Genomic DNA, 24,674 nt, shown 5'->3' with positions numbered 1-24,674 from the left:
CTTATTGCAGGACGATCAATTGTCCCAGGAGCCGATGTCGGCGTCGTCGCCGGTACCGCCGGGCTGGCCGTCGGCACCCAGCGAGAACACGTCCACTTCACCCTTCACGCCGGGCGACAGGAACTGGTACGGGTTGCCCCACGGGTCCTTCGGCATCTTTTCCAGGTAGCCGCCCTCTTTCCAGCCGGTGGCCGGCGGGCCGCCCGTCGGCCTCGTCAGCAGCGACTGCAGGCCCTGCTCCGTCGTCGGATAGCGGGTGTTGTCGAGCTTGTAGAGTTTCAGGGCCTGCATGATCGTCGCGATGTCGACCTTGGCCGCGGCCACCTTCGATTCGCCCGTACGGGACAGCAGCTTGGGCACGACCAGTGCCGCAAGGACGCCCATGATGACCACCACGACCATGATTTCGATCAGCGTGAAGCCGCGTGCGCGGCGCATCCGTTGTGAGACGTTTTGCATAGACTTGACTGATGGTTAGCGTAAAAACAAGAGTGCAGCAGTATAGACCGGAAATATAACAGGGCGGTGAAAAACCGGGTTGGCGGTCATGTTTTGTTACTGGTGCTAAGCGCGCTGGCGGTGAAAACCGGGGTCAGTCCCCTCGTGGTGCCGCTGGCCAGCGCTCGGGCTTCACTTACCGGGGACAGACCCCAATGCGCACACCGGGCAGCCGTCGTTGCGGCCTACCCCGATGCTGGTCCACTCCATGCGCAGCCCGTCCAGCAGCAGCAGGCGGCCCGCCAGCGACTCGCCGATGCCCATCACGAGCTTCAGCGCCTCCGCGGCCTGCATGGCGCCGACGATGCCCACCAGCGGCGCGAACACGCCCATGGTGGCGCAGGCGACGTCCTCGAACGGCTGGTCCTCGGGGAACAGGCAGGAGTAGCACGGCAGCGTGCCGCCGCGCGGGTCGAACACGCTGACCTGGCCGTCGAAGCGGATCACGGCGCCCGACACCAGCGGCACCCGCGCCGCCACGCAGGCGCGATTGACGGCATGCCGGGTGGCGAAGTTGTCGGTGCAATCGAGCACCACGTCGGCATCGGCCACCAGCTCCGCCAGGCGCGCCGCGTCCGCGCGCTCGGCCAGCGCGACCACTGCCACGTCGGGATTGATGGCGGCGATGGCTTCGCGCGCCGATTCGGCCTTGTTGCGGCCCACCCGCGCCAGCGTGTGGGCGATCTGGCGCTGCAGGTTCGTCACATCGACACTGTCGTGATCGACGATGGTGAGGCGCCCCACCCCGGCCGTGGCCAGGTACAGCGCGGCCGGGGAACCCAGCCCGCCCGCGCCGATGACCAGCACGCGCGCCGCGCGCAGCTTCTGCTGGCCCTCGATGCCGATTTCGTCCAGCAGGATATGGCGCGAGTAGCGCAGCAGTTGCGCGTCGGAGAGCTCAAGCGCGCTCATTTGGTCTTCGACACCGGCGCCTTCTTGTCCTCGGGCTTGACACCCGATTTCGCCTCGGTCTTGCCGACGATCTCCTCGGCGCGCTTGTCGTCCTCGGGATCGACCCGCGCCACCTTCACGGGCAGGCCCTTGAAGTGGTTCAGCGCCTGCGCCAGCTGGAAGTCGTTCTTGCTGCCGAATTCGACGGGCTTCTGCTTCTTCGCCAGCGCCAGCAGGCGCAGCTCTTCTTCCAGCTCGTCGTGGCGGCCCGGCTTCGCTTCCGCTTCGTCGCCGTTGGCCAGGTGCTTGACGAGATCGGCCTCGCGCAGGCGCAGGCCGTTCAGGCCATCGCCTTCGGCCGTCTCGTCCACCGCCACGTCCGGCACGATGCCCTTGGCCTGGATCGCCCGGCCCTTCGGCGTGTAGTAGCGCGCCGTCGTCAGCTTGATGGCCGTCTCGGGCGTCAGCTGGCGCAGCGTCTGCACCGAGCCCTTGCCAAACGTCTGGCTGCCCATGACGATCGCGCGCTTGTAGTCCTGCAGCGCGCCGGCGACGATCTCGGAGGCGGACGCCGAACCGGCATTGACGAGCACCACCAGCGGCACCGTCTTCAGCGCGGCCGGCAGCCTGGCCAGCGGATCGGCCACGCCGCGCCCGCCCAGGTAGTCGTCCGGCCGGGCGTAGAACGTGTGCTTGGAATCGGCCAGCTGGCCGTTGGTGGAGACGATCACGGAATCCTTCGGCAGGAACGCGGCGGAGACGCCGATGGCACCCGGCACCACGCCACCCGGATCGTTGCGCAGGTCCAGCACGATGCCCTTGATGTCCGGATTCTGCGCGTACAGCGACGACAGCTTCTTCGCCATCTCGTCCACCGTCGGCTCCTGGAACTGCGCGATGCGCAGCCACACGTAGCCTGGCTCGATCAGCTTGGCCTTGACGCTCTGCACGCGGATTTCCTCGCGCACGATGGGCACGATCAGCGGCTTGTCCTCGCCCTTGCGCGATACCGTCAGCACGACCTTGGTGCGCGGCTCGCCGCGCATCTTCTTGATCGAGTCGTCCAGGGTCATGCCTTTCAGCGGCACGCCGTCCAGCCGGGTGATCAGGTCGCCGGACTTCAGGCCGGCCTTGTACGCGGGCGAGTCCTCGATGGGCGACACCACCTTGACGTAGCCGTCCTCCATCGCCACCTCGATGCCGATGCCGACGAACTTGCCCTGCACGGACTCGCGCATCTCGCGGAATGCCTTCTTGTCGAGATAGACGGAGTGGGGGTCGAGCGACGCCACCATGCCGGCGATGGCGTCCTCCACCAGCTTCCTGTCGTCGACGCTTTCCACGTAGTCGGTCTTGATGAGGCCGAACACATCGGCCAGCTGGCGCAGTTCCTCCAGCGGCAGCGGCGCTTCGGCCCTCTGCGCGGCGGCGGAAAACTGGAAGGAGGCGGCGACGCCGGCCACCATGCCCAGGCCGATCAGGCCGATACTCTTGACGTTAATACCCATATTTTTTCCGCTGTGCGCCGAGGTTCCAGAACTTGGCCCGTCCGGCCGAGGTTTCAGAACTTCACCCATCCGGCCGGATCGAAGGCCCGGCCCTGGTGGCGCAACTCAAAGTATAAACCCGATTCTTCGTTACCGCCGCTGTTTCCGGCCGCCGCGATGACGTCGCCGGCCTTGACCACGTCGCCCGCGCGGCGCAGCAGCGACTGGTTGTTACCGTAGATGCTCATGTACTGGCTGCCGTGGTCGACGATGATCAGGTTGCCGAAGCCGCGCAGCCAATCGGCGAACACGACGCGACCGCCCGCCACCGCCCGCACCTCGGTGCCTTCGCCGGCCAGGATGAAGACTCCTTTCCAGCTGGGGCCATCGCCACGCTTGCTGCCGAACTTCGCGGCGATGCGGCCGGACAGCGGCGCGCGCATCTGCCCTTTCAGGCTGGCGAACGCGCCGGCCGGCGCCGCTGGCGCCAATGCCACGTCGGCCGGCTTGGCCGCGCCTTCGTCGCGCGGTTCCGGCTTGGCGGGCTCCCGTTGCGCCACCTGCGGTTTCGGTTCCGGGCGGACCGGCTCCGGCTTGGGTTCCGGTTTCTGGGCCACGCGCGGCGCTTGCGCCGGTGGCGTCTTTCCACGGTTTTCCCGCGCCAGGCGCTCCCGTTCGGCCCGGGCCTTCGCCTGCGCCAGCCGCTCTTCCTCGGCCTTGGCCTTGGCGCGCGCTTCCGCCTCGGCCTTGGCTTTCGCGCGCGCGGCGGCCAACAGCTCCTTGCGCTTCGCTTCGGCAGCGGCGGCACGGGCCTGTTCTTCGATCAGTTTATTGAGGCGGTCGACCAGGGCGCCCATGCGCTGCTCGTCGCGTTCGACCTTGCCCACTTCCTGGCGCTGGCTGACGAGCTTTTGCGACAGGCTTGCCACCAGCGCGGCATGCTTGGCCTTCTGCTGCTCCAGCACCTGCTTCTGCTGCTGCTCTTCCTGCGCGATTTCTTCCAGCTCGTCGCGCGCATTCTGGGCCTCGGCCTGGTTGGCCTCGACGGCCACGAGGTTGGCGCGCAGCGATTCGATCAGGCGCGCCTGCGCCTGCGACACGTACGACATCAATTGCAGGTCACGGTTGATACGGTTCGGATTGTCGCCCGACAGCAGCAGCTTGATGCGATCCTCGTTGCCGGCCACGTACTGCTCGCGCAGCAGCCGCGCCAGCTGGCGCTTCTGCTCCGCGATGGTGGCGGCCAGCCGTTCGCGCTGCGTGGCCAGTTCGCCGATGCGGGCATTGGTCTGCGCCTGCTCGTCGGCCAGCTCGCGCAGTTGCCGGTTGGCCTGCGAGATGGCCTGCTCGGATTCGGCCAGCGTGTCGGCCGCCTCCTCCTTGGCGCTTTCGGTCTGGCCGATGTCGCGCTTCAAGGCGTTGAGCTTCTGCTGCAGGGCGGCACGCTGCGCTTCGGCGGCGGCCTTCTGCTTGCTGCGTTCCGTGGGTTTTGCATGGACGCCGGCGCACAGCGCCAGCGCCAGCGCCGCGGCGAGCCAGGCGCCGCGGCGAAGAGAGTGACCTGCCATCGAGTGCTTTACTTTGCCTTGCCCTGGTTGGCAACCGCGGCCTGGGCTGCGGCGATCGCGTCGGCATCGCCCAGGTAGTAGTGGCGGATCGGCTTCAGGTCCGCGTCCAGTTCATACACCAGCGGCTGGCCGTTCGGGATGTTCAGGCCGACGATTTCCTCGTCGCTGATACCGTCCAGCATCTTGATCAGCGCGCGCAGGCTGTTGCCGTGGGCCGAGATCAGGATGTTCTTGCCCGCCTTGATGGCCGGGGCGATTTCCTCGTCCCAGGCCGGCATCACGCGCGCCACGGTGTCCTTCAGGCATTCGGTCAGCGGGATCTGCTCTTTCGCCAGGCCGGCGTAGCGCGGGTCGTTGAACGACGTGCGGTCGTCGCCCTCTTCCAGCGCCGGCGGCGGCGTGTCGTAGCTGCGGCGCCAGACCAGCACTTGCGCGTCGCCGTACTTGGCCGCCGTTTCACCCTTGTCCAGGCCCTGCAGCGCGCCGTAGTGGCGCTCGTTCAGGCGCCAGTCGTGCTTGACGGGCAGGTACATCAGGTCCATCGCATCGAGCGTCAGCCACAGCGTGCGAATGGCGCGCTTCAGTACCGACGTGTAGGCCAGGTCGAACGTGTAGCCTTCGCGCTTGAGCACTTCGCCGGCGGCGCGGGCTTCGTTGATGCCTTTTTCCGTCAGGTCCACATCGGTCCAGCCGGTGAAACGATTTTCGAGATTCCAGGTGGACTCGCCATGACGCATGAATACGATTTTGTACATAGAGCTATCAGTTCAGAGGTTAAGAATCGGTGGACACAATCTTGCTCGTCAGCCAGAAAAATGGTGCCGGGGCTGCGGATCGGCATCTATTTTATAATGCGCGGATTCAGTTCAACCATTGGAAGCACAGTGAAATTCATTCTCGACCATATCTTTCTTGTTGGCATCGCCGTGTTGTCCGGTGGCGCCCTGCTCTGGCCGGTGCTGACGCAACGGGGCAAAAAGGCCACCCCGCTGGAGGTCACGCAGTTGATAAATCGCGGTAAGGCCACCATTGTGGACGTACGTGACGCCGATGCGTTCGCTGCCGGTCACCTGCGCGACGCCCGCAACATCCCGCTGAAGGACCTGAAGGGACGCACCGGCGAACTGGATAAACTGAAGAACAGGACGGCCGTGGTCGTCTGCCAAAAAGGGACGCGGGCTTTCGGTGCCGCAAAGATTCTGGAACAGGCTGGTTTCACGGATGTCGTCGTCCTGGACGGTGGCATCGATGCGTGGCGGACCCAGGGTCTGCCAACCACCAAATAACGCGAGGAGAAATGCCATGACCGCCAACGTCACCATGTACACCACCGCCGTCTGCCCGTACTGCATCCGCGCCGAGCGCCTGCTGGAAAGCAAGGGCATCAAGAACGTCAACAAGATCCGCGTCGACCTCGACCCGGCCCAGCGCCAGGTCATGATGGAAAAGACGGGCCGCCGCACCGTGCCGCAGATCTACGTGGGCGACACCCACGTGGGCGGCTTCGACGACCTGTACGCATTGGACCAGCAAGGCCGCCTCGATCCGCTGTTGCAGGGCTGAAGCGCCCGGATTGATGCCAGGCCAGGGCGGGGCTAAAAAAGGATCGCAATCATATTTCTTTTGCTACAATTGCCTCGCGTTTGATTCGGGCTGTTCCCAGCCTTGGCCAAGCACCATCCATCATTTGTCCAATTCATTGAAAGCGTTCCATGTCCGACGAAAATCAGCAACCAGTATTCCAAATCCAACGCGTCTACCTGAAAGACATGTCGCTGGAACAGCCGAACTCCCCGGCCATCTTCCTGGAACAGGAAGCGCCGTCGATCGAAGTCGCCCTGGACGTGGGCGCCGCACCGCTGGCTGACGGCATCTTCGAATCGACCGTGACGATCACCGTGACCGCCAAGGTCAAGGACAAGGTTGCTTTCCTCGTCGAAGGCAAGCAAGCCGGCATCTTCGAAGCCCGCAACATTCCGAACGAACAGCTGGACCCGCTGCTGGGCATCGGTTGCCCGAACATCGTGTACCCTTACCTGCGCGCCAACATCGCCGACCTGATCACCCGTGCCGGCTTCCCGCCAGTGCACCTGGCCGAGATCAACTTCGAAGTGTTCTACCAGCAGCGCCTGCAGGCCCTCGCCGAACAGCAAGCCGCAGCCGGCGGTTCGACGCCAGCCGAAGGCACCAATACCGTCCAGTAATCCACACGGACGCGACCGGGACCGCGGCATGCCGCGGATGTCCCCGAATCAAAGGCCCTCGTGGCCTTTGATCATTTTGAGCGAAAGTTTTCTGCAATGACTGTTACCCGTTTGATAATCGGGGCTGTGCTGACGCTGGCCTCCGGTGCCGGCCTGGCAGCCGATTTCAAGACGGTCGGTACGGCCCCCGCCGTGCTGTATGACGCGCCCTCCACCAAGGGCCACAAATTATTCATCGTGCCGCGCGGCGCGCCGCTGGAAATCCTGCTGGCCTATGGCGAGTGGGTCAAGGTGCGCGACGTCAGCGGCGATACGGCATGGACGCCGCTGCGCGGCCTGTCGGCCAAGCGCAACGTGGTGATCCGCGCCGCCAACACCAAGGTGCGCAGCACCGAAGACGACACTGCTCCCGTCGTGTTCCTCGCCGACAAGGGCGTACTGTTGGAACTGGTGGAACCGGGCGCCAACGGCTGGACGCGGGTGCGTCACCGCGACGGCCTGACCGGTTACGTCCGCAGCAGCGAGATCTGGGGCCTCTGACATGCAACAACCAATACCTGCCCGGCGCCGCATCGGCGTGCTGGGCGCCGGCGCCTGGGGCACGGCCGTCGCCATCGCCGTCGCGGCGCGCCATGACGTGCTGCTGTGGGGCCGCAACACGGCGGCGATGGAAGAGATCGCTGCTGCGCGCGACAACACCCATTACCTGCCGGGCTATCCATTCCCGCCCGGCCTGCAGGTGTGCACGGACTTCGATGCCACCGTGGCCCACACGCAAGGCGATGGCGGCCTCCTGATTGCCGCCTGCCCCGTGGCGGGCCTGCGCCCGCTGCTGCACAGCCTGAAAGGCCGGCCGATTCCGAACCTGGTCTGGCTGTGCAAGGGCTTTGAGTACGACACCGGCCTGCTGCCGCACCAGATCTTCCGTGAAGTGCTGGGCGACTCGATCGCCAGCGGCGCGCTGTCGGGCCCGTCGTTCGCGCAGGAAGTGGCGCGCGGCCTGCCGTGCGCGCTGACCATTGCCTCCACCTCGGCGGCGCTGCGCGACAGCGTCGTCGCGGCCGTGCACGGCGGCACGATGCGCGTGTATTCCAGCGAGGACGTCATCGGCGTCGAAGTGGGCGGTGCCGTCAAGAACGTGATGGCCATCGCCACCGGCGTCGCGGACGGCCTGGGCCTTGGCCTGAACGCCCGCGCCGCCCTGGTCACGCGCGGCCTGGCCGAGGTCACGCGGCTGGGCACGAAGCTGGGCGGCAATATCGAAACGTTCATGGGCCTGACGGGCATGGGCGACCTGATCCTCACCTGCACGGGCGACCTGTCGCGCAACCGCCGTGTCGGCCTTGGCCTGGCACAGGGCAAGGCCCTGGAGACGATCGTCACCGAACTGGGCCACGTGGCCGAGGGTGTGCCGTGTGCCAAGGCCGTGCGCGAGCTGGCCGGCCGCCTGGGCGTGGACATGCCCATCACCGACGCCGTCGCGGCTGTGCTGTTCGACGGCCAGCAACCGCAGGACATGGTCGCGCGCATGCTGGCGCGCGATCCCCGCGAAGAATCGATGACCCCGGCGCCGAAGTAAGTTATTGCCTTGCCGCACGATCCTTGACGTAATCGGGATCGGCGGCGACTCTTTCTCGATAGCATCGACACGGTCTTCTGCCGTCGAGCTATCATGACCATCCGTTCTTCTGCGCGCTCTTCGCGCCTGTGTTCGCGCCTCTGTTCGTTCTTACCGCGCGATCCCGGCCGTCTCTTGCGACACCACACCGCCTTGGCGAAGGGCTTGCCCGCTTGCGCCAGCGCCTGCTCGGCCCTGGTGTATTTCACGGCCAGCGACGGTATCCGCAACCATGTCCTGCTGCTGCGCCGGGCCGTGTCGGTGCTGCTGGGAAATTTGTCGTGACCGGTATTGCCGCCGCGCTTGGCGTCCTGGCCTGCGCAGGGATCGCGCTGCGGCTGGCGCCCTTGCTGTGCGGCCGCGCCGATGCGCTGACCCGCGCGCTGGTGCTCCTGCTGCTGGCCAGCGCGCCGTTCTTCCTCGCGTTCCACCTGCTGGGTGCGGCCCAACTGCTGTGGGACGTACGCATCGTGACCGTCGGCCATGCGGCGGCACTGCTGGCCATTGCCGCGCTGGCCGCCCGCTGGCTGCCGCGCCACCCGCACGGCCTCGCGTTGCCCCAACCGGATGGGCCAACCGGGATGGTGGCCCGCGCCACCGGTGTCGTCTTCGCGCTGACGGCCGCGATGCTCGTGTGCGCCTTTCCGCAAGGGTACGAAGTGCTGGCGTATCACCTGCCCGCCGCCGTGGCGATGCTGCAGACGCACAGCCTGCAGGCCTGGGACGGCAGCTTCCCGCATACCTTCCCGGCCAATGCCAGCGTGCTGGCCGCGTTCCTGCTGGCGGTGGTGCCCGAGCGGCTCGCCGGCGCCATGAACCTCGTGCTGCTGCCGCTGCTGGCGCTGGCCACGTACGGGCTGTGCCGCCTGGCCGATGCCGACCGCCGGGCGGCGCTGCTGGCTACCTGCGGCCTGCTCAGCGTGCCCATGGTGGCGTTCTCCGTGGCCGAGCCCAGCGCCGACGTGGGCGGACTGGCCTTTGTCGCGCTGGCGCTGTACTGCGCGCTGTGCCGCGGGCTTCCGTGCGAAAAGGCCGCCGTGCTGGCGGGACTTGCCGCCGGGCTCGCGTTCGGATTCAAGAGCCTGCACCTGATCGGGGGCGGACTGGTCGGGCTGCTGGTCTGCGTGCGCGCCGGCCCGCGGGCACCGCGCGTCGCCGCGCTGTACGGGGTGGCCGCGCTGTCGATGGCCGGCTTCTGGCTCGCGCGCAATGCGCTGGCCTATGGCAATCCGCTGTATCCCGTCGTGCCACCACTGCTGGGCACGTGGCTGGGCTGGCGCCCGGCAGGGGACGTCGACTTCGCGCTGCGCCACGCGACGCAATTCGAGTGGGTGGCGGCACCGGCCGAGTGGCTGACGTATCCGTGGCGGGAGCCGCACCGCTGGGGCCAGAACTTCAAGCACAGTGCCGGGCTGGGGGCGTTTGTCGCGGCGGCCCTGCCGGGCACGGCGCTGGCCTTCGGCAGCGCGCTGCTGCGCGACGGCTGGCGCGTCCACCGTGTACGGCTGGCGCTGCTGGCGGTGGCCAGCGGGGTGCTGGCGGCGTGGTGGCTGCTGGACGACCACCAGCCCCGTTACGCCCTGGCCGCGCTGCCGTGCCTGGCGGCGCTGGCAGCGTGGGCCATCACGCAGGCGGCCGGGCGCTGGCGCGCGCTGTTCGACGGCGTGCTGGGCTTGTGCGTATGGGCCATGCTGGCCGTATTCCTGTCGCGCCAGGCCATGACGTTTGCCGACCGTATCCTGCTGGCCCGGCAGACGAGTCGCGCTCAATTGTATGAGTATCCCGCCGCGGTGGACCGGCTGGCGCCCGGCGCCGTCATCCTGAACCTGGCCGACCGCAGCTGGCACTATCCGCTGGCGGGCGTGGCACTGGCCAACCGCGTCGTCAGCATGCCGGAAGGACGCCGGCTGCTGGGATTACCGCCCAGCCTGACTGCACCGGCGGCCGCACGCTTGCGCGGCGCAATCCTGCGCGCAGCCGGCATTACGCACGTCTACGCGGCCGGCACAGGACTCGAGCATGACGGCGCGATGCGCCTGGTGGCGATGGGGCGGGTGGAGCGCAATCCCGTCAACGGCCGGACGCTGGCGCGGGCGCGCGTGCTGTACCGCGTGGAGTACGTGGCGTCAGTCCTTCAGCAGGATCGTCAGCAGGGCGACCGAGTCGCTTTCCGCCCGCAATGCGTGCGCGGCGCCACCTTCCAGGTACAGCATCTCGCCATCGTGCAGCACGACGGTACGGCCATGTGCCTCGACGGCGATGGCGCCGGACAGGCATTGCAGCGTGACCTGGCCCTTGACCCAGTGTTCGGGCATCGTCTTGCCGGTTGGCAGTACCAGCCGGATCAGTTCCAGCTCATCGGTCTTGGCCAGGGCAATCGATGAGAACTGCGTCACGTCTTCGCCGCTGCGTTGCAGGGCAATCACTTGTCCGGACGATGCGTGTTGTAAAGCCATGGAGCGCTCCTTATCGGGGGTTGCTTGGATATCTCATCTTAGCAGCCCGGCGCCCGCGGCGACGCGCGTGCAGGCTGCAAGCGAACGCGACTAATAACGGAAAAGTGCGACACTGAAGCCGGAGACGACGACAGCAGCAGCACCGACCGGAATCACTTTTCTGGAGCACTGGTCATGAATAAATTCCTCGAAATGCGCCGCGGACAGCGGCGCCAGGCGACCGACCCGGAGCTGGTCGTCACCCAGGAGCGACGCAAGAATCGCTTCGACCGCCGCAGCTTCATCAAGCTCGTCACGGCCGGTGCCAGCAGCGTCGTGCTGGAGGCCTGCGGCGGCGGCAGCGGCGGTGCCGCGGGTGAAGGGGGTTCGGTCACGTCGCCGCTGCCCGTCACCACGCCCACCTCGCCCGGCCTGCCCGTGTGGAGTCCGATCCCCACGCTGACGTTCGTGCAAGGCGTGCCCTCCAGTATCAGCATCGCCGGATACGTCAGCAACGCCACCAACGCGGTCCTGGCGCTGGCCGCTGGCGCGCTGCCGCCGGGCGTCACGTTCAACGCGACCAAGCGCTCCTTCGACTATGACGGCAGCGGCGCCGTGGGCAGTGCCGACGGCTTTGTCCTGACCGCGAAGGTGTAGGCCATGGCCCAGACCTCCTCCGCGCCGTTCTCGATCCGCATCGAGCCGGCAGGCCGCGACATCGCCACGTTCCGGCTGTCGTCCGCCACGGGCGGCAGCAACCTGCCGTTCGCGCTGGGCCATGCCTTCCGGCAGGGCCACGTGCCGGCGGGATCGAGCCTGGCGGCCAATACGGGCAGCGTCCAGGTGACGCCGAAGAACACGTGGCCGGACGGCTCCCTGAAATTCGCCATCGTCGCCGGCCGCGCCACCTTGGCCGCGGGCAGCACGCTGACCGTCGTCCTGCGCCAGGCGCCCGCCGCGGCGCAGGTCGGGCTGGCCACCGCCGCACTGCGCAATAGCGGCCTGACGGCCAGCATCGGTGCCGGCAGCTACGGCAGCGCCAGCTGGGCCGATGGCGACTGGGATACCCCGCTGCGGCGCTGGATCGAAGGCCCGCAGATGAGCTCCTGGATCTACCGCAAGAGCATCGGCAGCGACCCGCATCTCGTCGCCTGGCTGGAAGTGCGGCTGTTTGCCGGCGGCGCGGTGGAGGTGCTGCCGTGGATCGAGAACGGCTACATCAACCTGCCGGGCCAGAGCAACCGCAATGCCCAGTTCACGTTCACCCTGAACGGCGCCCAGCGCTTTGCCGCCACGATCGACCTGCCGCACCACTGCCGCACCGTGCTGGCCTCCGGCAGCAACTTCAGCTACTGGGCCGGCAGCCCCGGCGACGTCATCGCCACCCACGACAAGGGCTACCTGCAGTCGACCGGCCTGGTGCCGGCCTACCGTGCGCGGGTGCCGTCGAGCGCGCCGCTGTGGAACACGCTGGCGCAGACGTACATACCGCTCCAGCGCGGCAACCACTCGCCGGCGATGGGCCAGGGCGGCTACCAGCCCGCCATCGGCATCCTGCCCGAGTGGGACGTGCTGTACCTGACCAGCGACGACCGGCGCGCACTGGCCGGACTGATCGCCAATCACTACAGCGTGGGACGCTACCCGATCCACTACCGCGACGAAGGCACGCAGCAGCCGCTGCGCTTCTCGGCGTATCCGAACCTGGTGGTCAACGGCTCCAGTGCCATCGACAACTCGGGCGCCTCCAGCAGGAACCAGTACACACCGATCCCGACCGGCACGGTGCCGCCCAGCTGGGACTCGCCGCACCATCCGTCGGTCGGCTTCTTCCCCTACCTGCTGACGGGGCGCTTCTACTTCCTCGAGGAAGTGCAGTTCGCCGCCACCGCCAACTACCTGAAGAACACGGACCAGACGCGCCAGTACTCGGCCGGCGTATTCCTCACCAACGCCGGCGCCAACACGACCCGCGGGGCCGCCTGGGCCCTGCGCACGCTGGGCCAGGCCTGGACGGTGACGCCGGACGGCGACCCGCTGCAGGCCGAGTTCCTGGCCTCGCTGGCCGCCAACGTGGAGTACTACTGGGGCTTGTATGTCGCCAAGCCGAACAACCCGCAAGGTTTCGTCTGGCCCTACTCCAGCTACACGGGCGGATTCTGGTCGGAAGCGACGTGGATGCAGGACTTCTTCACTGCCTGCACCGGCTACCTGATCGACCTGGCGCCGCCGCTGCCGGCCAGCGGCACGGCGCACCTGGCGGCCTTCTTTGCCTGGAAGGCGAAGAGCATCGTCGGCCGCTTCGGCGGCACGGCGCCGACCGACTACCTGTTCAGCGACGCGGCCCAGTACACGATCGCCGTCGCGCCCACCGACCGGGCCGATTTCGCCGGCGGCACGGGGCCGTGGTATGCCAACTGGGGCCAGGTCTACCAGGCCACCCTGGGCAAGCCCAATCCCGGTGTCGTGGGCCCGCTGCGCGGCGCCTACTTTCCCGAGCCCACCAGCTACTGGGCCAACCTGCAGCCGGCGCTGGCCTACGCGGCGCAGCACAACGTGCCGGGCGCACGCGAAGCCTATGGCCGCATGACGGGCGCGCCGAACTGGAACGATTTCGTCAACGCCGTCAGCAACGCTCCCGTGTGGAGCGTGATGCCGCGTCCGACCTGAGGAGCACAGCATGGCACAGGTATCCTCCGCCCCGTTCGGCATCCGCATTGTGCCGAACAACCAGCCCGCCGGCGTGCCCGCGTGGGTGCCGCCGCCCGGCTATTTCGCCGACGTGCCGATGAAGAACATGCCGCAGGACGTGACGCCGGCGCTGTACCGCTCCGTCAGCGACGCGATGGACAATCCATTCATCGTCTGGGGCGGCAGCGCCATCCTGCGCGACTACAGCAGCCTGGGGGCCCAGGTCTACTACTCCGGCGGGCACGAAGCGACGACGTCGCTGCCCAACGTGCAGTTCTCGCTGATCTGCGATTTCTCGACGCTGACGTGGAGCGTGGCCAACGTGCCCACCACGGCGAACATCGCCACCACGTTCGTCGAAGGCTACGCGCCGGACAACACGCCCTACACCCCGCACACCTACCTGGGCCTGCAGGAACTGCCGCGCGCCTGGGGCGGCGGCGTGCGCGGGTCACTGCTGTCGTTCTTCTGGGCCGGCAGTCCGTACGAGAACCGCATCAATGTGCTGGACGTGGCGCAGCTGAACTACGGCTACAGCCGCTTCGTCACGCGCCAGCCGCAGAACGCCGACCCGACCCGCATCCGCTTCACGGCAGGCGACACGTCGCGCGGCACCTACCCGATCACGGTGATGGACGACGTGCGCCAGGGCTGGTGGGCCGCCACCAACGGCACCGCCCACTACACGCTGTTCGTCAGCCGCACGGGCGAGATCACCCAGCATCCCGCGCTGGGCGGCAACCTGGCCAACGGCGCGCTGGTGCTGTGCAAGCGCCTCAACCTGCTAATCGCGCTGGACGGCGGCTATTCGTCCGGCCCCTACGCGGGCAGCGCCTACCGCCGCATGTACATCCGCAACCTCGTCACGGGCGCCTCGACGACGATCAGCACGGCCGGCACGGTACCGTCGCTGACGGACGGCTACGACGGCGGCGGCGCCAACTTCCACCGCCTCGATTCGCTCGGCCTGCAATGGGTCGACGAACTGGGCTGCATCGTGGGGCTGGACCAGACGGTGTCGCCACCCGTCGTGGTCCGGCTGACGCCACCCGCGGCCGATCCTGCCACCGCGGCCTGGACGTGGGAACGGGTGCCGCTGCAGCACTGGCCCAACGACAGCGGCGGCCAGGCGCAACTGCAGGCCGCGCGGAACAATATCTGGTCGAAGTTCCGCTGGGTGCCGTCGTTGCATGCGTTCGTGTACGGGACCGCGAAGAACCGGCGGCCGCAGGTGATCAAGCTGTAGCTGATGTGGGAGTGGCCGCGGTGCTGGGAGGCTTGGGGTCTGTCCCGGAGGGACAGACCCCAGCAACCCCGCAATCGCTCCATCGAGCTTGGTGATATGGGATAGCCGCAGTGCTGGGAGGCTTGGGGTCTGTCCCCGCAGGGGACCGACCCCGGTTTCCATCCGCGGCTGGCGGTCCGGCCACATGGATCGGCCGCAAACAGTCATTGCTCAAGCGGACCGGCCGTCAACCTGGGAAACCGGGGTCAGTCCCGGAGGGACAGACCCCAGCAACCCCGCAATCGCTCCATCGAGCTTGGTGATGTGGGATAGCCGCGGTGCTGGGAGGCTTGGGGTCTGTCCCCGCAGGGGACCGACCCCGGTTTCCATCCGCGGCTGGCGGTCCGGCCACATGGATCGGCCGCAAACAGTCATTGCTCAAGCGGACCGGCCGTCAACCTGGGAAACCGGGGTCAGTCCCGGAGGGACAGACCCCAGCAACCCCGCAATCGCTCCATCGAGCTTGGTGATGTGGGATAGCCGCAGTGCTGGGAGGCTTGGGGTCTGTCCCCGCAGGGGACCGACCCCTGTTTCCATCCGCGGCTGGCGGTCCGGCCACATCGATCGGCCGCAAACAGACATTGCTCCAGCGGACCGGCCGTCAACTTGGGAATCCGGGATCAGTCCCGGAGCGACGACCCAACAACCCCGCAATCGCCCCATCGAGCTTCGTGAAATCGATCGGCTTGGTGAAGTGCGCATCGAACCCGGCCTCCATGGCCGCCCGTTTGTCGCTGTCCTGGCCCCAACCGGTCACGGCGATCAGCACGATGGCGCGCCCCCACGGCGTGGCCCGCACGCGCCGCGCCAGTTCGTAGCCATCGATATCGGGCAGGCCGATGTCCACCAGGGCGCAGTCGGGCCGGCCCTGCTCCAGCGCCGCGAGACCTGCTGCGCCCGTGTGGGCGCCGTGCGCCGCATGACCCAGCATGTCGAGCGCCATCACCAGCGTGTCGCAGGCGTCGACGTTGTCGTCGATGACGAGCAGCCGCGCCTTGCCGCCGGGCGTGCGGGCATCCGGCAGCGGCGGCGCGGCGGCGGGCTGGGAGGCCAGCGGCAGCGTCACCTGGAACACGCTGCCGTGCCCCAGCCCGGCGCTGCGCGCGCTGACGGTGCCGCCATGCAGCACCGTCAGGCCCTTGACCAGCGCCAGCCCGATGCCCAGCCCGCCGACGGACCGTTCCAGCGGCGGGTGCAGTTGCGAGAACATGTCGAAGATGCGCTCCAGCTGCCCGGCCGGGATGCCGGCACCCGTGTCGGACACCTCGATGACGGCCATGCCGTCGGCCTCCCTGGCGGCCAGCCCGATGGCGCCGCCTTCGGGCGTGAACTTGCTGGCGTTGTTGAGCAGGTTGCAGACGATCTGCGTCAGGCGGGTGCGGTCGCCATGCACCGTCAGCGGCACGGCGGCCTGCCCGATCGTCAGCTTCTGGCGCGCCGCCGTCACCGCCGGCAGGACCGCCTCGGCGGCGCCGGCCAGGATGTCGGCCAGCAGTACAGGCTCCGAACGCAGCACCAGCTTGCCCTGGGTGATGCGCGACACTTCCAGCAGGTCGTCCACCAGGTGCGTCAGTTGCGCCAGCTGGCGCTCCAGCACGTCCTGGCTCCAGCGCCACAGTTCGTCGTCCGCCGGGCGCAGGCGCAGCACTTCCAGCACGTTGGCGATCGGCGCCAGCGGGTTGCGCAGCTCGTGCGCCAGGGTGGCGATGAACTCGTCCTTGCGACGGTGTTCGCGCGCCAGCTCGTCGTTCAGCTGGCGCTGGCCCGCCTCCAGCGTGCGGGCGCGCTGGCGCGCGTCCAGCAGCTCGCGCTCGTATTTCTTGCGGTCGGACGCGACCATCGCGCCGATATCGTCCATCTGCACGCCATCCTGGTCGCGCCGCAACGCGTTCAGCAGCATCGGGATGCGGCGGCCATCGCGATGCACCAGGTCCAGCTGCACTTCCGCGATCGAGCCCTGCATCTGCAGCAGCGGCAGCCAGTGCGTCTGGTGGAACAGCCGCGCACCCATCGGCAGCAGGTCGATGAAGCGCTTCGTGCCTTCCAGCTCGTCGCGCCGGTAGCCCAGCCAGTGGCAGAACGTCTCGTTGGCACGCACGATCAGGCCGCGCCCGTCCGCGCTCAGCAGCCCGCAGGGCGCACGCAGCCAGGCGGCATCCGGATCGGGCAGTGCGTGCTGCTGCATCGTCAGCGGCGCCCGTCGATGAAGCGCCGGATCGCCGCCACGCTGGCGTCCGGTGCGCTGAGGTGGGGGCAATGCCCGGTATTGTCGATCAGGACGTATTCGCTGCCGGCGATCGCGCGGTGGATGTATTCGCCCACCGCGACCGGGGCGATGAAGTCGTCGGTGCACTGCAGGATCAGCGTGGGCAGCCGGCAGTGCGCCAGGTCGGCGCGGTGGTCGGACAGGAACGTGACGCGGGCGAAGTGCTTGGCGATGTCCGGGTCGGTGCGGCAAAAGCTGTTGGTCAGCTCTTCGCGCAGGTGCGGCTGGTCGGGCGCCCCCATGATCTGCGGCGCCACGGCGCTGGACCAGCCCAGGTAGTTGCTTTCCATCGTGTCCAGCAGGTCGTCGATGTCGGCCCGGGTGAAGCCGCCCCGATAGCCGCCGTCCTTGTCGTCGTCGATGTAGCAGGCGGACGGTCCCACCATCACCTGCGCGTCGAACAGCTCGGGCGCCTTGTTCGTGGCCAGCAGCGCGATCATGGCGCTGACGGAATGGCCGACCACCGTGACGGGTCCCACCGCCACTTCGCGCACGATGTCGAGCAGGTCGTCGGCATGGCCCTGCAGCGTGCCGTAGCGGTCGTGGTCATAGGCCGCGAGATGCGACTTGCCCGAGCCGATCAGGTCATAAAGAATGACGGTATGGGTGCGCGCAAACGCTGGCACGAGGAAACGCCACATGTTCTGGTCGCAGCCGAAGCCGTGCAGCAGCACGATGGCGGGGCCGGAGCCCAGGATGTGGATGTTGTTCTTCTCTTGCAGGGTCATCGGTACAGTCCCGGGGGTTGTGTCGGCAGGAATGACATTTTAACAGTCCTCGACACGGCCGCCACGCCCCGTTCAGTGCAGCCGGATGGGCGCCACGGCGGGCTCCTCGCCCACTTCGATGGCTGCCTGCTCGAACGTCGGCGGACCGAAACGGCCCGCGGCATCGCGGCTGAAACCGTAGCTCTCGCTGGGGATGCCCAGCAGGTTGCGATCGAGCTTGCCGTTGCCGTTCTCGTCCTGGTAGGCCAGCACGGCCCAGGTGCCGGGCGGGATGTTCGGCACCGTCACGGTCGTGGTGCCCGGCTGCGGCGCCACCGACGCGCTGTACGCGCACTCCTTCAGGAAGCGCTCGCGGTCGCACACGGCCACGTTGACCTTGCCTTTCGGCCCGACGGCCGAGACCCGTACTTCGATGCTGGCCGCGTGTGCCGGCGTGGCAGCCAGCGCGGACGCCAGGACAATGGCCGAGACGATGGCCTTGCAGGGTGCAATCATGGTGTTTCCTTTCTCGTTTGCGGGACAAGCCTGTCGTGCGCGTGGCACACGTGTGCTAGGCTTTTGCCCATGTTATCGAATGCTCTCATCGTCGTCACCACCATCGTCCTGATGGAGGTGTTTTCCATCGTCGCGCACAAGTACGTCATGCACGGCTTCGGGTGGGGCTGGCACCGCTCGCACCACGAACCGCGCACCGGCTGGTTCGAGAAGAACGACCTGTATGCCGTTGTCTTTGCCGGCATCGCCATCGCGCTGATCTATGCCGGCACGCGCGGCCGCCATCCGCTCGAATGGATCGGTGCCGGCATGACGGCATACGGCTTCCTGTACTTCGTCGCCCACGACGGTCTCGTGCACCGGCGCTGGCCTTTCACGTACACGCCGCGGCGCGGCTACCTGAAGCGGCTGTACCAGGCGCACCGGCTGCACCATGCCGTCGCCGGCAAGGAAGGCGCCGTGTCGTTCGGCTTCCTGTACGCGCCCCCGGTGGCCACCCTCAAGCGCCAGCTGCGCGAGGGGCATCCGGCACCGCTGCGTCCTCGTCCCCCGCGCGGGGACGCTGCCACAGCCGCTCCGGCCGCGCCCCCGGCCTTTGAAGACGCGACATGAGGGCGCGCACGCCACCTTTCGCCAGCAGCCAGAGCTTGGTGGCCTTCGACGTGCCCACCCGCTCGTCCCACGCACCCGCCCCACGCCGCTTCACCTCGATGCCGATCTGCCGGTAGACGTAGCGCGCCGTGGCGATGGCCCACGCGGAGCGCAGCGGCAGGTCGGCCAGTCCTGCCGCCGCGGAATCGTAGTATGGCTCCGCATGATCGACCAGGCGCGTGGCCACCTGCCCAAGCGCGCCCCGGTGGCGCGGCAGCGCGACCTCGTCGGGCGGGATGCCGGCCGCGCGCAACCACTCGGCAGGCAGGTAGCAGCGGCCCATGGCGGCATCCTCGACGATGTCGCGCGCAATGTTCGTCAGCTGGAACGCCAGGCCCAGGTCGCAGGCGCGGTCCAGCACCGCCGGCCGCTGTACCCCCATGATCGACGCCATCATCAGCCCCACCACGCCGGCCACGTGGTAGCAGTAGCGCAGCGTATCGTCGATGGTCTCGTAGCGCACGTCCGCCACGTCCATGCCGAAGCCGGCCAGGTGATCGAATGCGAAGGCGCGGGGAATCCGGTGGCGCAGCGCCACTTCCTGGAAGGCGGCAAAGGCCGGTTCGGCCATGGCGGCGCCGGTGTACGCCCGTGCGGTCTGCTCGCGTAATGCCGCGAGTGCGCGCTCGGCGTCCTCGCGGGCCGGTGCCGCATCCCTGTTGAAGCCCAGTTCCTGGCCATCCACGACGTCGTCGCAGTGGCGGCACCAGGCGTACAGCATCAGCACGCTGCGGCGGATAGCCGGGGCGAACAGCCGGGCCGCGGCGGCAAAGCTTTTCGAGCCGACCGCGATCGTCGTCGTGGCATGCCGCAGCAGGGCCGCGTCGCTCATGGGGCCTCCGCCAGCATCAGCCCCGCTGTTGCCTTGGCCGAGCCGATCACGCCCGGCACGCCGGCGCCCGGATGCGTGCCGGCGCCGACCAGGTACAAGTTGGCCAGCTCGCTGTCGCGGTTGTGCGGCCGGAACCACGCGCTTTGCGTGAGGATCGGCTCCAGCGAGAACGCGGAACCCAGGTGGGCATTGAGTTCGTCGCGGAAGTCCAGCGGCGTGAAGATGCGGCTGGTGACGAGCTGGCTGCGCAGGCCGGGCATGTAGCGCCGCTCCAGGTATTCGAAGATGTGGTCTCGGTAGCGCGGCCCTTCCACCGTCCAGTCGATCGGCGCATTGCCCAGGTGCGGCACGGGTGCCAGCACGTAATGGCTGCCGCAGCCGGGTGGCGCCAGCGACGGATCGGTGACGCAGGGCGCGTGCAGGTACAGCGAAAAATCGTCGGCCAGGGTGTCGCCCCGGAAGATATCCTGGATCAGTTCCCGGTAGCGCGGGCCGAAGCATACCGTGTGGTGCTGCAGCTGCGCGTGGTGGCGGTCCAGGCCGAAGTACAGCACGAACAGCGAATTGGAAAAACGCTTCTTCTGCAGTGCCTTGCCCTGCGCCGCACCGCGCGGGTGCTGGCCCAGCAGCTTGTCGTAGGTGTGCACCACGTCCGCGTTCGACGCCACCGCGTCGGCTTCGAACGTGCGGCCATCCTCCAGCCGCACGCCGCTGACGCGGCCGTCCCGGGTGTCGATGGCGGCCACCGGGGCATTGAGTTCGATGCGCCCGCCAATGTCCTGGAACAGGCGCACGAGGGCGTTGACGAGCGCCCCGGTGCCGCCGCGCGGGAACCACACGCCCCAGCGCCGCTCGAGCGCATGGATCAGCGTGTAGATCGACGAGGTGGCGAAGGGGTTGCCGCCCACGAGCAGCGAGTGGAACGAGAAGGCCTGGCGCAGGTGCTCGTCGGCGATGAAGCGCGACACGATACCGTACACGCTGCGCCACGCTTCCAGCCGCGCCAGTTGCGGGCCCGCGCTGATCATGTCGCGAAACGACAGGAACGGCACGGCGCCCAGCTTCAGGTAGCCCTCGTCGAACACGGCCTTCGAATAAGTGAGAAAGCGCTGGTAGCCCGCCACGTCGGCGGGATTGCGCGCATGGATCTGCCGGTCCAGCGCCTCCTGGTCGTTGGCATAGTCGAAGTGGCTGCCGTCCTCCCAGCACAGGCGGTAGAACGGCGCCACCGGCAGCATCTCGACATAGTCGGCCATGCGCTTGCCCGCGACCGTGAACAGCTCCTCGATGGCGGAAGGGTCGGTGATGACGGTGGGGCCGGCATCGAACACGAAGCCCTGGTCTTCGTAGACGTAGGCGCGGCCGCCGGGCTTGTCGCGCTTTTCCAGCAGGGTGGTCTGCACGCCTTGCGCCTGCAGGCGGATGGCCAGTGCCAGGCCGCCAAAGCCGGCGCCGACGACGACGGCACGTTTCATCTGTTTCATTCGGTCTTCCTGATCTGACTGGGGTGGAACTGTCGGGCGGCCGCCATGGCCTGCAGTACCGGGACGGGCGGCTTGCCGGACACGAGCCGGGCCTTGTCGCCCAGGCTTGGCCGGCCGGCATAGAAGCGGGCAATCAGCGGTGCCGGCAGCCGGTAGAAGCGCTGCATCACGCGCCAGCGGTCGTCCGGGCGCCCGGCCAGGAACAGCATGCGATTGAGCAGCCGGAAGAAGCGCTGGCCCTGCCACGCGCGCCGGGCTTCGGCATGGATCGCGTCGAACAGCGCGGGCGCACGCAAGTCCGGCAGCGCGGCGATGCGCTCGGCCAGGCGCACCGCGTGCGGCAGCGAGTAACCCGTGGTCGGGTGGAACAGGCCGGCGCGCAGGCCGCTGCACGGCTGCCCCGCCAGGGCTGCCCAGTAGCGCTCGAAGTCGCCCGCCAGCACGATCGGCAAGGCACCCTGCTCTTCGCGCAGCACGCGGCTCACCTGCCAGCCGCGCGCCTGGACATAGGCCGCGATGTTGGCGCGCAGCCGCTCGGGTGGCACGGCGGCGCTGTCGATGTAATGGGTGTCCTCGACCAGCACGCGGTCCGGTCCGAACGGCAGCAGGTAGACGAAGCGGTAGCCGCCCTGCTGCGCCACCGTGGCATCCATGATCACCGGCGCGGCCAGGCCATGCGGCGCGGCCAGTTGCACTTCCTGGCCAAGGAACGTCTGCCAGCCCAGCGCCAGGTGGGCACTGGGCCGCATGCCGCGGCCGTCGATGATGGCGCCGGCCGCCAGCACGCTGCCGTCGGCCAGGCGCACGCAAGTCGGCGTCACCTCGGTCACTGCTGTTGCCGTGCGCAGCGCCGGGCCCAGCGCTGTGCCGATCACGTCGGCAAACCGGTCGGAGGCGATGCTGGCATAGCCGCCTTCGAGCGTGCGGGCCAGGTCCGGGAACGCCACGTCATAGCGGGGCCAGCGCGCCGTGACCAGCGGCGCCAGCCAGGTGCGCTGCGCCGCATCGACGTCGCTGTCATGGAACGACCACGTGTGATTGCCGCCGGGCCGCTCGCCTGCCTCCAGCACGAGGATGCGCAGGTCCGGCCGCGCGCTGCGCAGGCGCCACGCGATCAGGCCATTGGCCAGGCCGCCGCCGGCCAGGATGAGGTCGTAGGCGGTTGGGGTCATGCCGTGGCAGCCTGTGTGGGCCGAAGGCGCAGGGTGGACTCGACGATATCCGCCGCGCGCGGCGTGCCGCCCGCGCTTGCCAGGTCCGTTGCCAGCGCATCGAGACGGGGGCCGAACGCCGGTTCGTGCAGCAGGCGGTGCAACCGCCGCGCGATGCCGCTCGCGCTGGCCAGTCGGGGCGACGCGCGCAGGCCGATGCCGGCATGGCGGATGCGCGCGGCCGCGCCGGGCTGGTCGAACGCGATCGGCAGGGCCAGCATCGGCGCCCGCGCGGCAATCGCATCCAGCACCGTGTTCAGGCCCGCATGGGAGATCACCGCGTCGGCCCGCGCCACGGCTTCCTGTTGCGGCGCGAAGGCGCACACCCAGGTCGCACCGGCCCCTTGCAGCGCCAGCGCCTGCTGCGCTGTCAGGCCGCCGCAATGCGCGACCAGCAGTTGCACGTCCAGTTGCCGGCACGCCTGCGCAATGCGGCGGAACAGGCCGAAGCGGTGGCCCTGCAACGTGCCCAGGGAGGCAAACACGAACGGCCGGTCCGCAGCGACCGGCGGCAGCGGCGGATGCTGCGTACCGGCACGGGGCGCATGCCGCAACGGCCCGACATGATGGAAGTGGGCCGGCGCCTGCCGGCGCGGGAAGTCGAAGGAGGCGGTGGTCTGGCTGATCTGCGCCAGCGGCGACAGGCATTCGTGCAGCATGCCGCGCACGGGAACGCCGAGGCGCCGCGCCTGCGCCTCGATGACGCGCCGGTGCGGCGCCATCAGCCAGTCGTACACCCGCGTGCTGCCCTCGACCATGCGCAGCGAGCGCTCATCCTCGCCCCAGCCGAACGGCATCACCGGCAGCGGCATGCCCGGCTCGCGATTGACCGGCAGCGCGCAGGCGACGGAGACCAGCGGCAGCCCCGTCGCTTCCGCGACGAGTCCGGCCGCCGCTTCCATCTGGTCGCCCAGGATCGCATCGATACGCAGGCTCTCCAACGCGGCGGGCAGTTCGCGGCACAGCATGGCGGTCGTCTGCGCCATGTCGTCGATGACGCGGCGCAGGCCCCACGGACTGCCGGGATTGGCGGCACGGCGCAGTGCCGCCGCCAGGGAGCCGGGAGGGAACGTCGCGGCACCGACGGCATGAAAGCCGATCCGGTCGTCGGCCAGGTAGCCGGCGGCCTCGGGCCGGTGCAGGAACGTGACGCGATGTCCCCGTTCGATCAGTTCGATGGCGAGGGCCGCCAGCGCGTTGACGTGGCTGTAGAACGCGGGGGCGACCACGCCGAAGTGCGCCATGGCGGGCTCTCAGCCGCGCGCTTCGAGGCAGGCGCTGTCGGCGCATGGGCGCGCCACGGCGACCCGCTCGGGCGCCAGCCGGATACCGCCACGGTCCGCGCCGAACAGGGCCAGCACGAAGCGCCGCGTGCCCTGGCGGTTGCCGAGTGCATCGGCCAGGTGGCGCTCCGCATCACGCAGGTAGGCGCCCAGGCGCCGCTGCGCTTCGTCCGCGCCGAGGGTGCTGATCAGGGTGGCCTTGCCGGCATCCTTGCCCGTGTCCTTGCCGGTGACGGCGCTGTCGCCGCTGTCCTGGAAGTCGTCGCGGATCTGGAACGCATGGCCTGCCGCCAGCGCAAAGGCACGCAGCGAGCGGGCGACGCCATCGCCGGCCTGCGCCACGATGGCGGCCATCTCGACCGCCACACCCAGCAGCACGCCCGTCTTCAGCTCATTGGTCGTCGCGATCTCGTCCGCCGACCTGTGGCCGCCGCGCAGGTCCTGGAACTGCCCGCGTACCAGACCTTGCGCACCGATGGTCTGCGACAGCGTGCAGACGAGACGGGTCCGCACGGCGGCAGGTATCTCCTCGGCCGCCGACAGCACGCAGAACGCGCGGCTGAGCAGCCCGATGGCGGCCAGGATCGCGACGTCCTCGCCGAACTGCACGTGCACGGCGGGCCGGCCACGGCGCAGCATGGCGTCATCCATGCAGGGCATATCGTCGAGCACGAGCGAGGCCGCGTGCACCATCTCGACGGCGCACGCCACGTCGACCAACCCGGGCGACGTGCACCCCAGGTCGCGCGCCACCAGCATCAGCAGCAAGGGGCGCATGCGTTTGCCGCTGCCCAGGGCCGCGGCGCGCATGGCACCCGCCAGCAGGTCGGCGTTGTCGCCGCCCTCGACCAGCAACTCTTCAATACGGGCATCGACTTCCTGGCGCAACGCGCGCAGTTCCGCTGCCGGATCGTCGTGCTTGTCCAGGTCGACCCTGTTGAACCGCCGCGTCTCTATCACCATGCCACCCTTTGTCGAGATCGGTATGTAATTGATAACCCTTCGTTCGATGATACCGGAACCATTTGGATTATCGGTTACGCATCC

Annotated in this window: 24 protein-coding genes; 10 read left to right on the top strand and 14 right to left on the bottom strand. The window is 68.5% G+C overall.

The window, feature by feature from the left end; translation table 11 throughout:
• Window positions 1-15 precede the first annotated feature (15 nt).
• From gspG to gpmA, 5 genes are all read right to left on the bottom strand, one after another.
• Entirely contained in the window at window positions 16-459 is a 444-nt protein-coding gene (gene gspG / locus PX653_RS23585; protein ID WP_277415117.1) for a type II secretion system major pseudopilin GspG, read from the bottom strand.
• A 171-nt stretch (window positions 460-630) separates the two neighbouring features.
• Window positions 631-1,410, bottom strand: coding sequence for a HesA/MoeB/ThiF family protein (locus PX653_RS23580; protein WP_277415116.1), 780 nt, complete (start codon window positions 1,408-1,410; stop codon window positions 631-633).
• Entirely contained in the window at window positions 1,407-2,897 is a 1,491-nt protein-coding gene (locus PX653_RS23575) for a S41 family peptidase (RefSeq protein ID WP_277415115.1), read from the bottom strand. The genes PX653_RS23580 and PX653_RS23575 overlap by 4 nt, the downstream gene beginning before the upstream one ends.
• A 53-nt stretch (window positions 2,898-2,950) precedes the next feature.
• Window positions 2,951-4,444, bottom strand: coding sequence for a peptidoglycan DD-metalloendopeptidase family protein (locus tag PX653_RS23570; protein WP_277415114.1), 1,494 nt, complete (start codon window positions 4,442-4,444; stop codon window positions 2,951-2,953).
• Between the two features lie 8 nt (window positions 4,445-4,452).
• The gene (gene gpmA / locus PX653_RS23565; RefSeq protein ID WP_277415113.1) at window positions 4,453-5,199 is read right to left on the bottom strand and encodes a 2,3-diphosphoglycerate-dependent phosphoglycerate mutase; all 747 of its coding nucleotides are present in this window, start codon (window positions 5,197-5,199) and stop codon (window positions 4,453-4,455) included.
• 129 nt (window positions 5,200-5,328) lie between these two features.
• Here gpmA and PX653_RS23560 point away from each other — a divergent pair, with 129 nt between their 5' ends.
• The 6 genes from PX653_RS23560 (at window position 5,329) to PX653_RS23535 (ending at window position 8,551) form a co-directional block, all read left to right on the top strand.
• Entirely contained in the window at window positions 5,329-5,730 is a 402-nt protein-coding gene (locus tag PX653_RS23560) for a rhodanese-like domain-containing protein (RefSeq protein WP_277415112.1), read from the top strand.
• A gap of 16 nt (window positions 5,731-5,746) precedes the next feature.
• Complete coding sequence (gene grxC / locus PX653_RS23555; RefSeq protein ID WP_107144216.1) at window positions 5,747-6,007, top strand: glutaredoxin 3; 261 nt, start codon at window positions 5,747-5,749, stop codon at window positions 6,005-6,007.
• 149 nt (window positions 6,008-6,156) lie between these two features.
• Entirely contained in the window at window positions 6,157-6,648 is a 492-nt protein-coding gene (gene secB / locus PX653_RS23550) for a protein-export chaperone SecB (RefSeq protein ID WP_277415111.1), read from the top strand.
• A 96-nt stretch (window positions 6,649-6,744) separates the two neighbouring features.
• Entirely contained in the window at window positions 6,745-7,188 is a 444-nt protein-coding gene (locus PX653_RS23545) for an SH3 domain-containing protein (RefSeq protein ID WP_277415110.1), read from the top strand.
• Window position 7,189: 1 nt separating this feature from the next.
• Entirely contained in the window at window positions 7,190-8,227 is a 1,038-nt protein-coding gene (locus tag PX653_RS23540; RefSeq protein WP_277415109.1) for an NAD(P)H-dependent glycerol-3-phosphate dehydrogenase, read from the top strand.
• 93 nt (window positions 8,228-8,320) lie between these two features.
• Window positions 8,321-8,551 (top strand): hypothetical protein, encoded by a 231-nt coding sequence (locus PX653_RS23535; protein WP_277415108.1) that lies wholly within the window; start codon window positions 8,321-8,323, stop codon window positions 8,549-8,551.
• Between the two features lie 1,841 nt (window positions 8,552-10,392).
• On the opposite strand, the gene PX653_RS28245 is transcribed toward PX653_RS23535, so the two are convergent.
• On the bottom strand, window positions 10,393-10,581 hold the full coding sequence (locus PX653_RS28245) for a cupin domain-containing protein (protein WP_307731072.1): 189 nt from the start codon (window positions 10,579-10,581) through the stop codon (window positions 10,393-10,395).
• A 315-nt stretch (window positions 10,582-10,896) separates the two neighbouring features.
• On the opposite strand from PX653_RS28245, the gene PX653_RS23525 reads away from it, so the two are divergent.
• From PX653_RS23525 to PX653_RS23515, 3 genes are read left to right on the top strand one after another with little or no spacing between them, the layout of a single operon-like run.
• Entirely contained in the window at window positions 10,897-11,358 is a 462-nt protein-coding gene (locus PX653_RS23525; RefSeq protein WP_277415106.1) for a hypothetical protein, read from the top strand.
• 3 nt (window positions 11,359-11,361) lie between these two features.
• The gene (locus tag PX653_RS23520) at window positions 11,362-13,371 is read left to right on the top strand and encodes a hypothetical protein (RefSeq protein WP_277415105.1); all 2,010 of its coding nucleotides are present in this window, start codon (window positions 11,362-11,364) and stop codon (window positions 13,369-13,371) included.
• Between the two features lie 10 nt (window positions 13,372-13,381).
• Window positions 13,382-14,638: a hypothetical protein gene (locus tag PX653_RS23515; RefSeq protein WP_277415104.1), complete on the top strand. Its 1,257-nt coding sequence runs from the start codon at window positions 13,382-13,384 to the stop codon at window positions 14,636-14,638.
• A gap of 640 nt (window positions 14,639-15,278) precedes the next feature.
• On the opposite strand, the gene PX653_RS23510 is transcribed toward PX653_RS23515, so the two are convergent.
• The 3 genes from PX653_RS23510 to PX653_RS23500 all read right to left on the bottom strand — a co-directional run bounded on the left by PX653_RS23510 (window position 15,279) and on the right by PX653_RS23500 (window position 18,166).
• A complete protein-coding gene (locus PX653_RS23510; RefSeq protein ID WP_277415103.1) occupies window positions 15,279-16,862 on the bottom strand; it encodes a hybrid sensor histidine kinase/response regulator in 1,584 nt (527 codons plus the stop codon).
• A 2-nt stretch (window positions 16,863-16,864) separates the two neighbouring features.
• Window positions 16,865-17,671: an alpha/beta fold hydrolase gene (locus PX653_RS23505; protein WP_277415102.1), complete on the bottom strand. Its 807-nt coding sequence runs from the start codon at window positions 17,669-17,671 to the stop codon at window positions 16,865-16,867.
• Window positions 17,672-17,743: 72 nt separating this feature from the next.
• Window positions 17,744-18,166 carry a DUF2141 domain-containing protein gene (locus PX653_RS23500; RefSeq protein WP_277415101.1) on the bottom strand — a complete coding sequence of 141 codons (423 nt, stop codon included), beginning with the start codon at window positions 18,164-18,166 and terminating at the stop codon, window positions 17,744-17,746.
• A gap of 69 nt (window positions 18,167-18,235) precedes the next feature.
• On the opposite strand from PX653_RS23500, the gene PX653_RS23495 reads away from it, so the two are divergent.
• Window positions 18,236-18,778, top strand: coding sequence for a sterol desaturase family protein (locus tag PX653_RS23495; RefSeq protein ID WP_277415100.1), 543 nt, complete (start codon window positions 18,236-18,238; stop codon window positions 18,776-18,778).
• Here the strand turns inward: PX653_RS23495 and crtB are convergent.
• From crtB to PX653_RS23470, 5 genes are read right to left on the bottom strand one after another with little or no spacing between them, the layout of a single operon-like run.
• The gene (gene crtB / locus PX653_RS23490; protein ID WP_277415099.1) at window positions 18,666-19,649 is read right to left on the bottom strand and encodes a 15-cis-phytoene synthase CrtB; all 984 of its coding nucleotides are present in this window, start codon (window positions 19,647-19,649) and stop codon (window positions 18,666-18,668) included. The genes PX653_RS23495 and crtB overlap by 113 nt on opposite strands.
• Window positions 19,646-21,133: a phytoene desaturase gene (locus PX653_RS23485; protein WP_277415098.1), complete on the bottom strand. Its 1,488-nt coding sequence runs from the start codon at window positions 21,131-21,133 to the stop codon at window positions 19,646-19,648. The genes crtB and PX653_RS23485 overlap by 4 nt, the downstream gene beginning before the upstream one ends.
• Window positions 21,130-22,305 (bottom strand): lycopene beta-cyclase CrtY, encoded by a 1,176-nt coding sequence (crtY, locus tag PX653_RS23480; protein ID WP_277415097.1) that lies wholly within the window; start codon window positions 22,303-22,305, stop codon window positions 21,130-21,132. The genes PX653_RS23485 and crtY overlap by 4 nt, the downstream gene beginning before the upstream one ends.
• Window positions 22,302-23,588, bottom strand: coding sequence for a glycosyltransferase (locus tag PX653_RS23475; protein ID WP_277415096.1), 1,287 nt, complete (start codon window positions 23,586-23,588; stop codon window positions 22,302-22,304). The genes crtY and PX653_RS23475 overlap by 4 nt, the downstream gene beginning before the upstream one ends.
• A 9-nt stretch (window positions 23,589-23,597) precedes the next feature.
• Window positions 23,598-24,590: a polyprenyl synthetase family protein gene (locus PX653_RS23470; protein WP_277415095.1), complete on the bottom strand. Its 993-nt coding sequence runs from the start codon at window positions 24,588-24,590 to the stop codon at window positions 23,598-23,600.
• Window positions 24,591-24,674 lie beyond the last annotated feature (84 nt).

Source organism: Pseudoduganella chitinolytica (assembly GCF_029028125.1).
GTDB lineage: Bacteria > Pseudomonadota > Gammaproteobacteria > Burkholderiales > Burkholderiaceae_D > Rugamonas > Rugamonas chitinolytica.
Note: the sequence above shows the minus strand (reverse complement) of the source record. Positions and strands in the feature narration are given on the sequence as shown.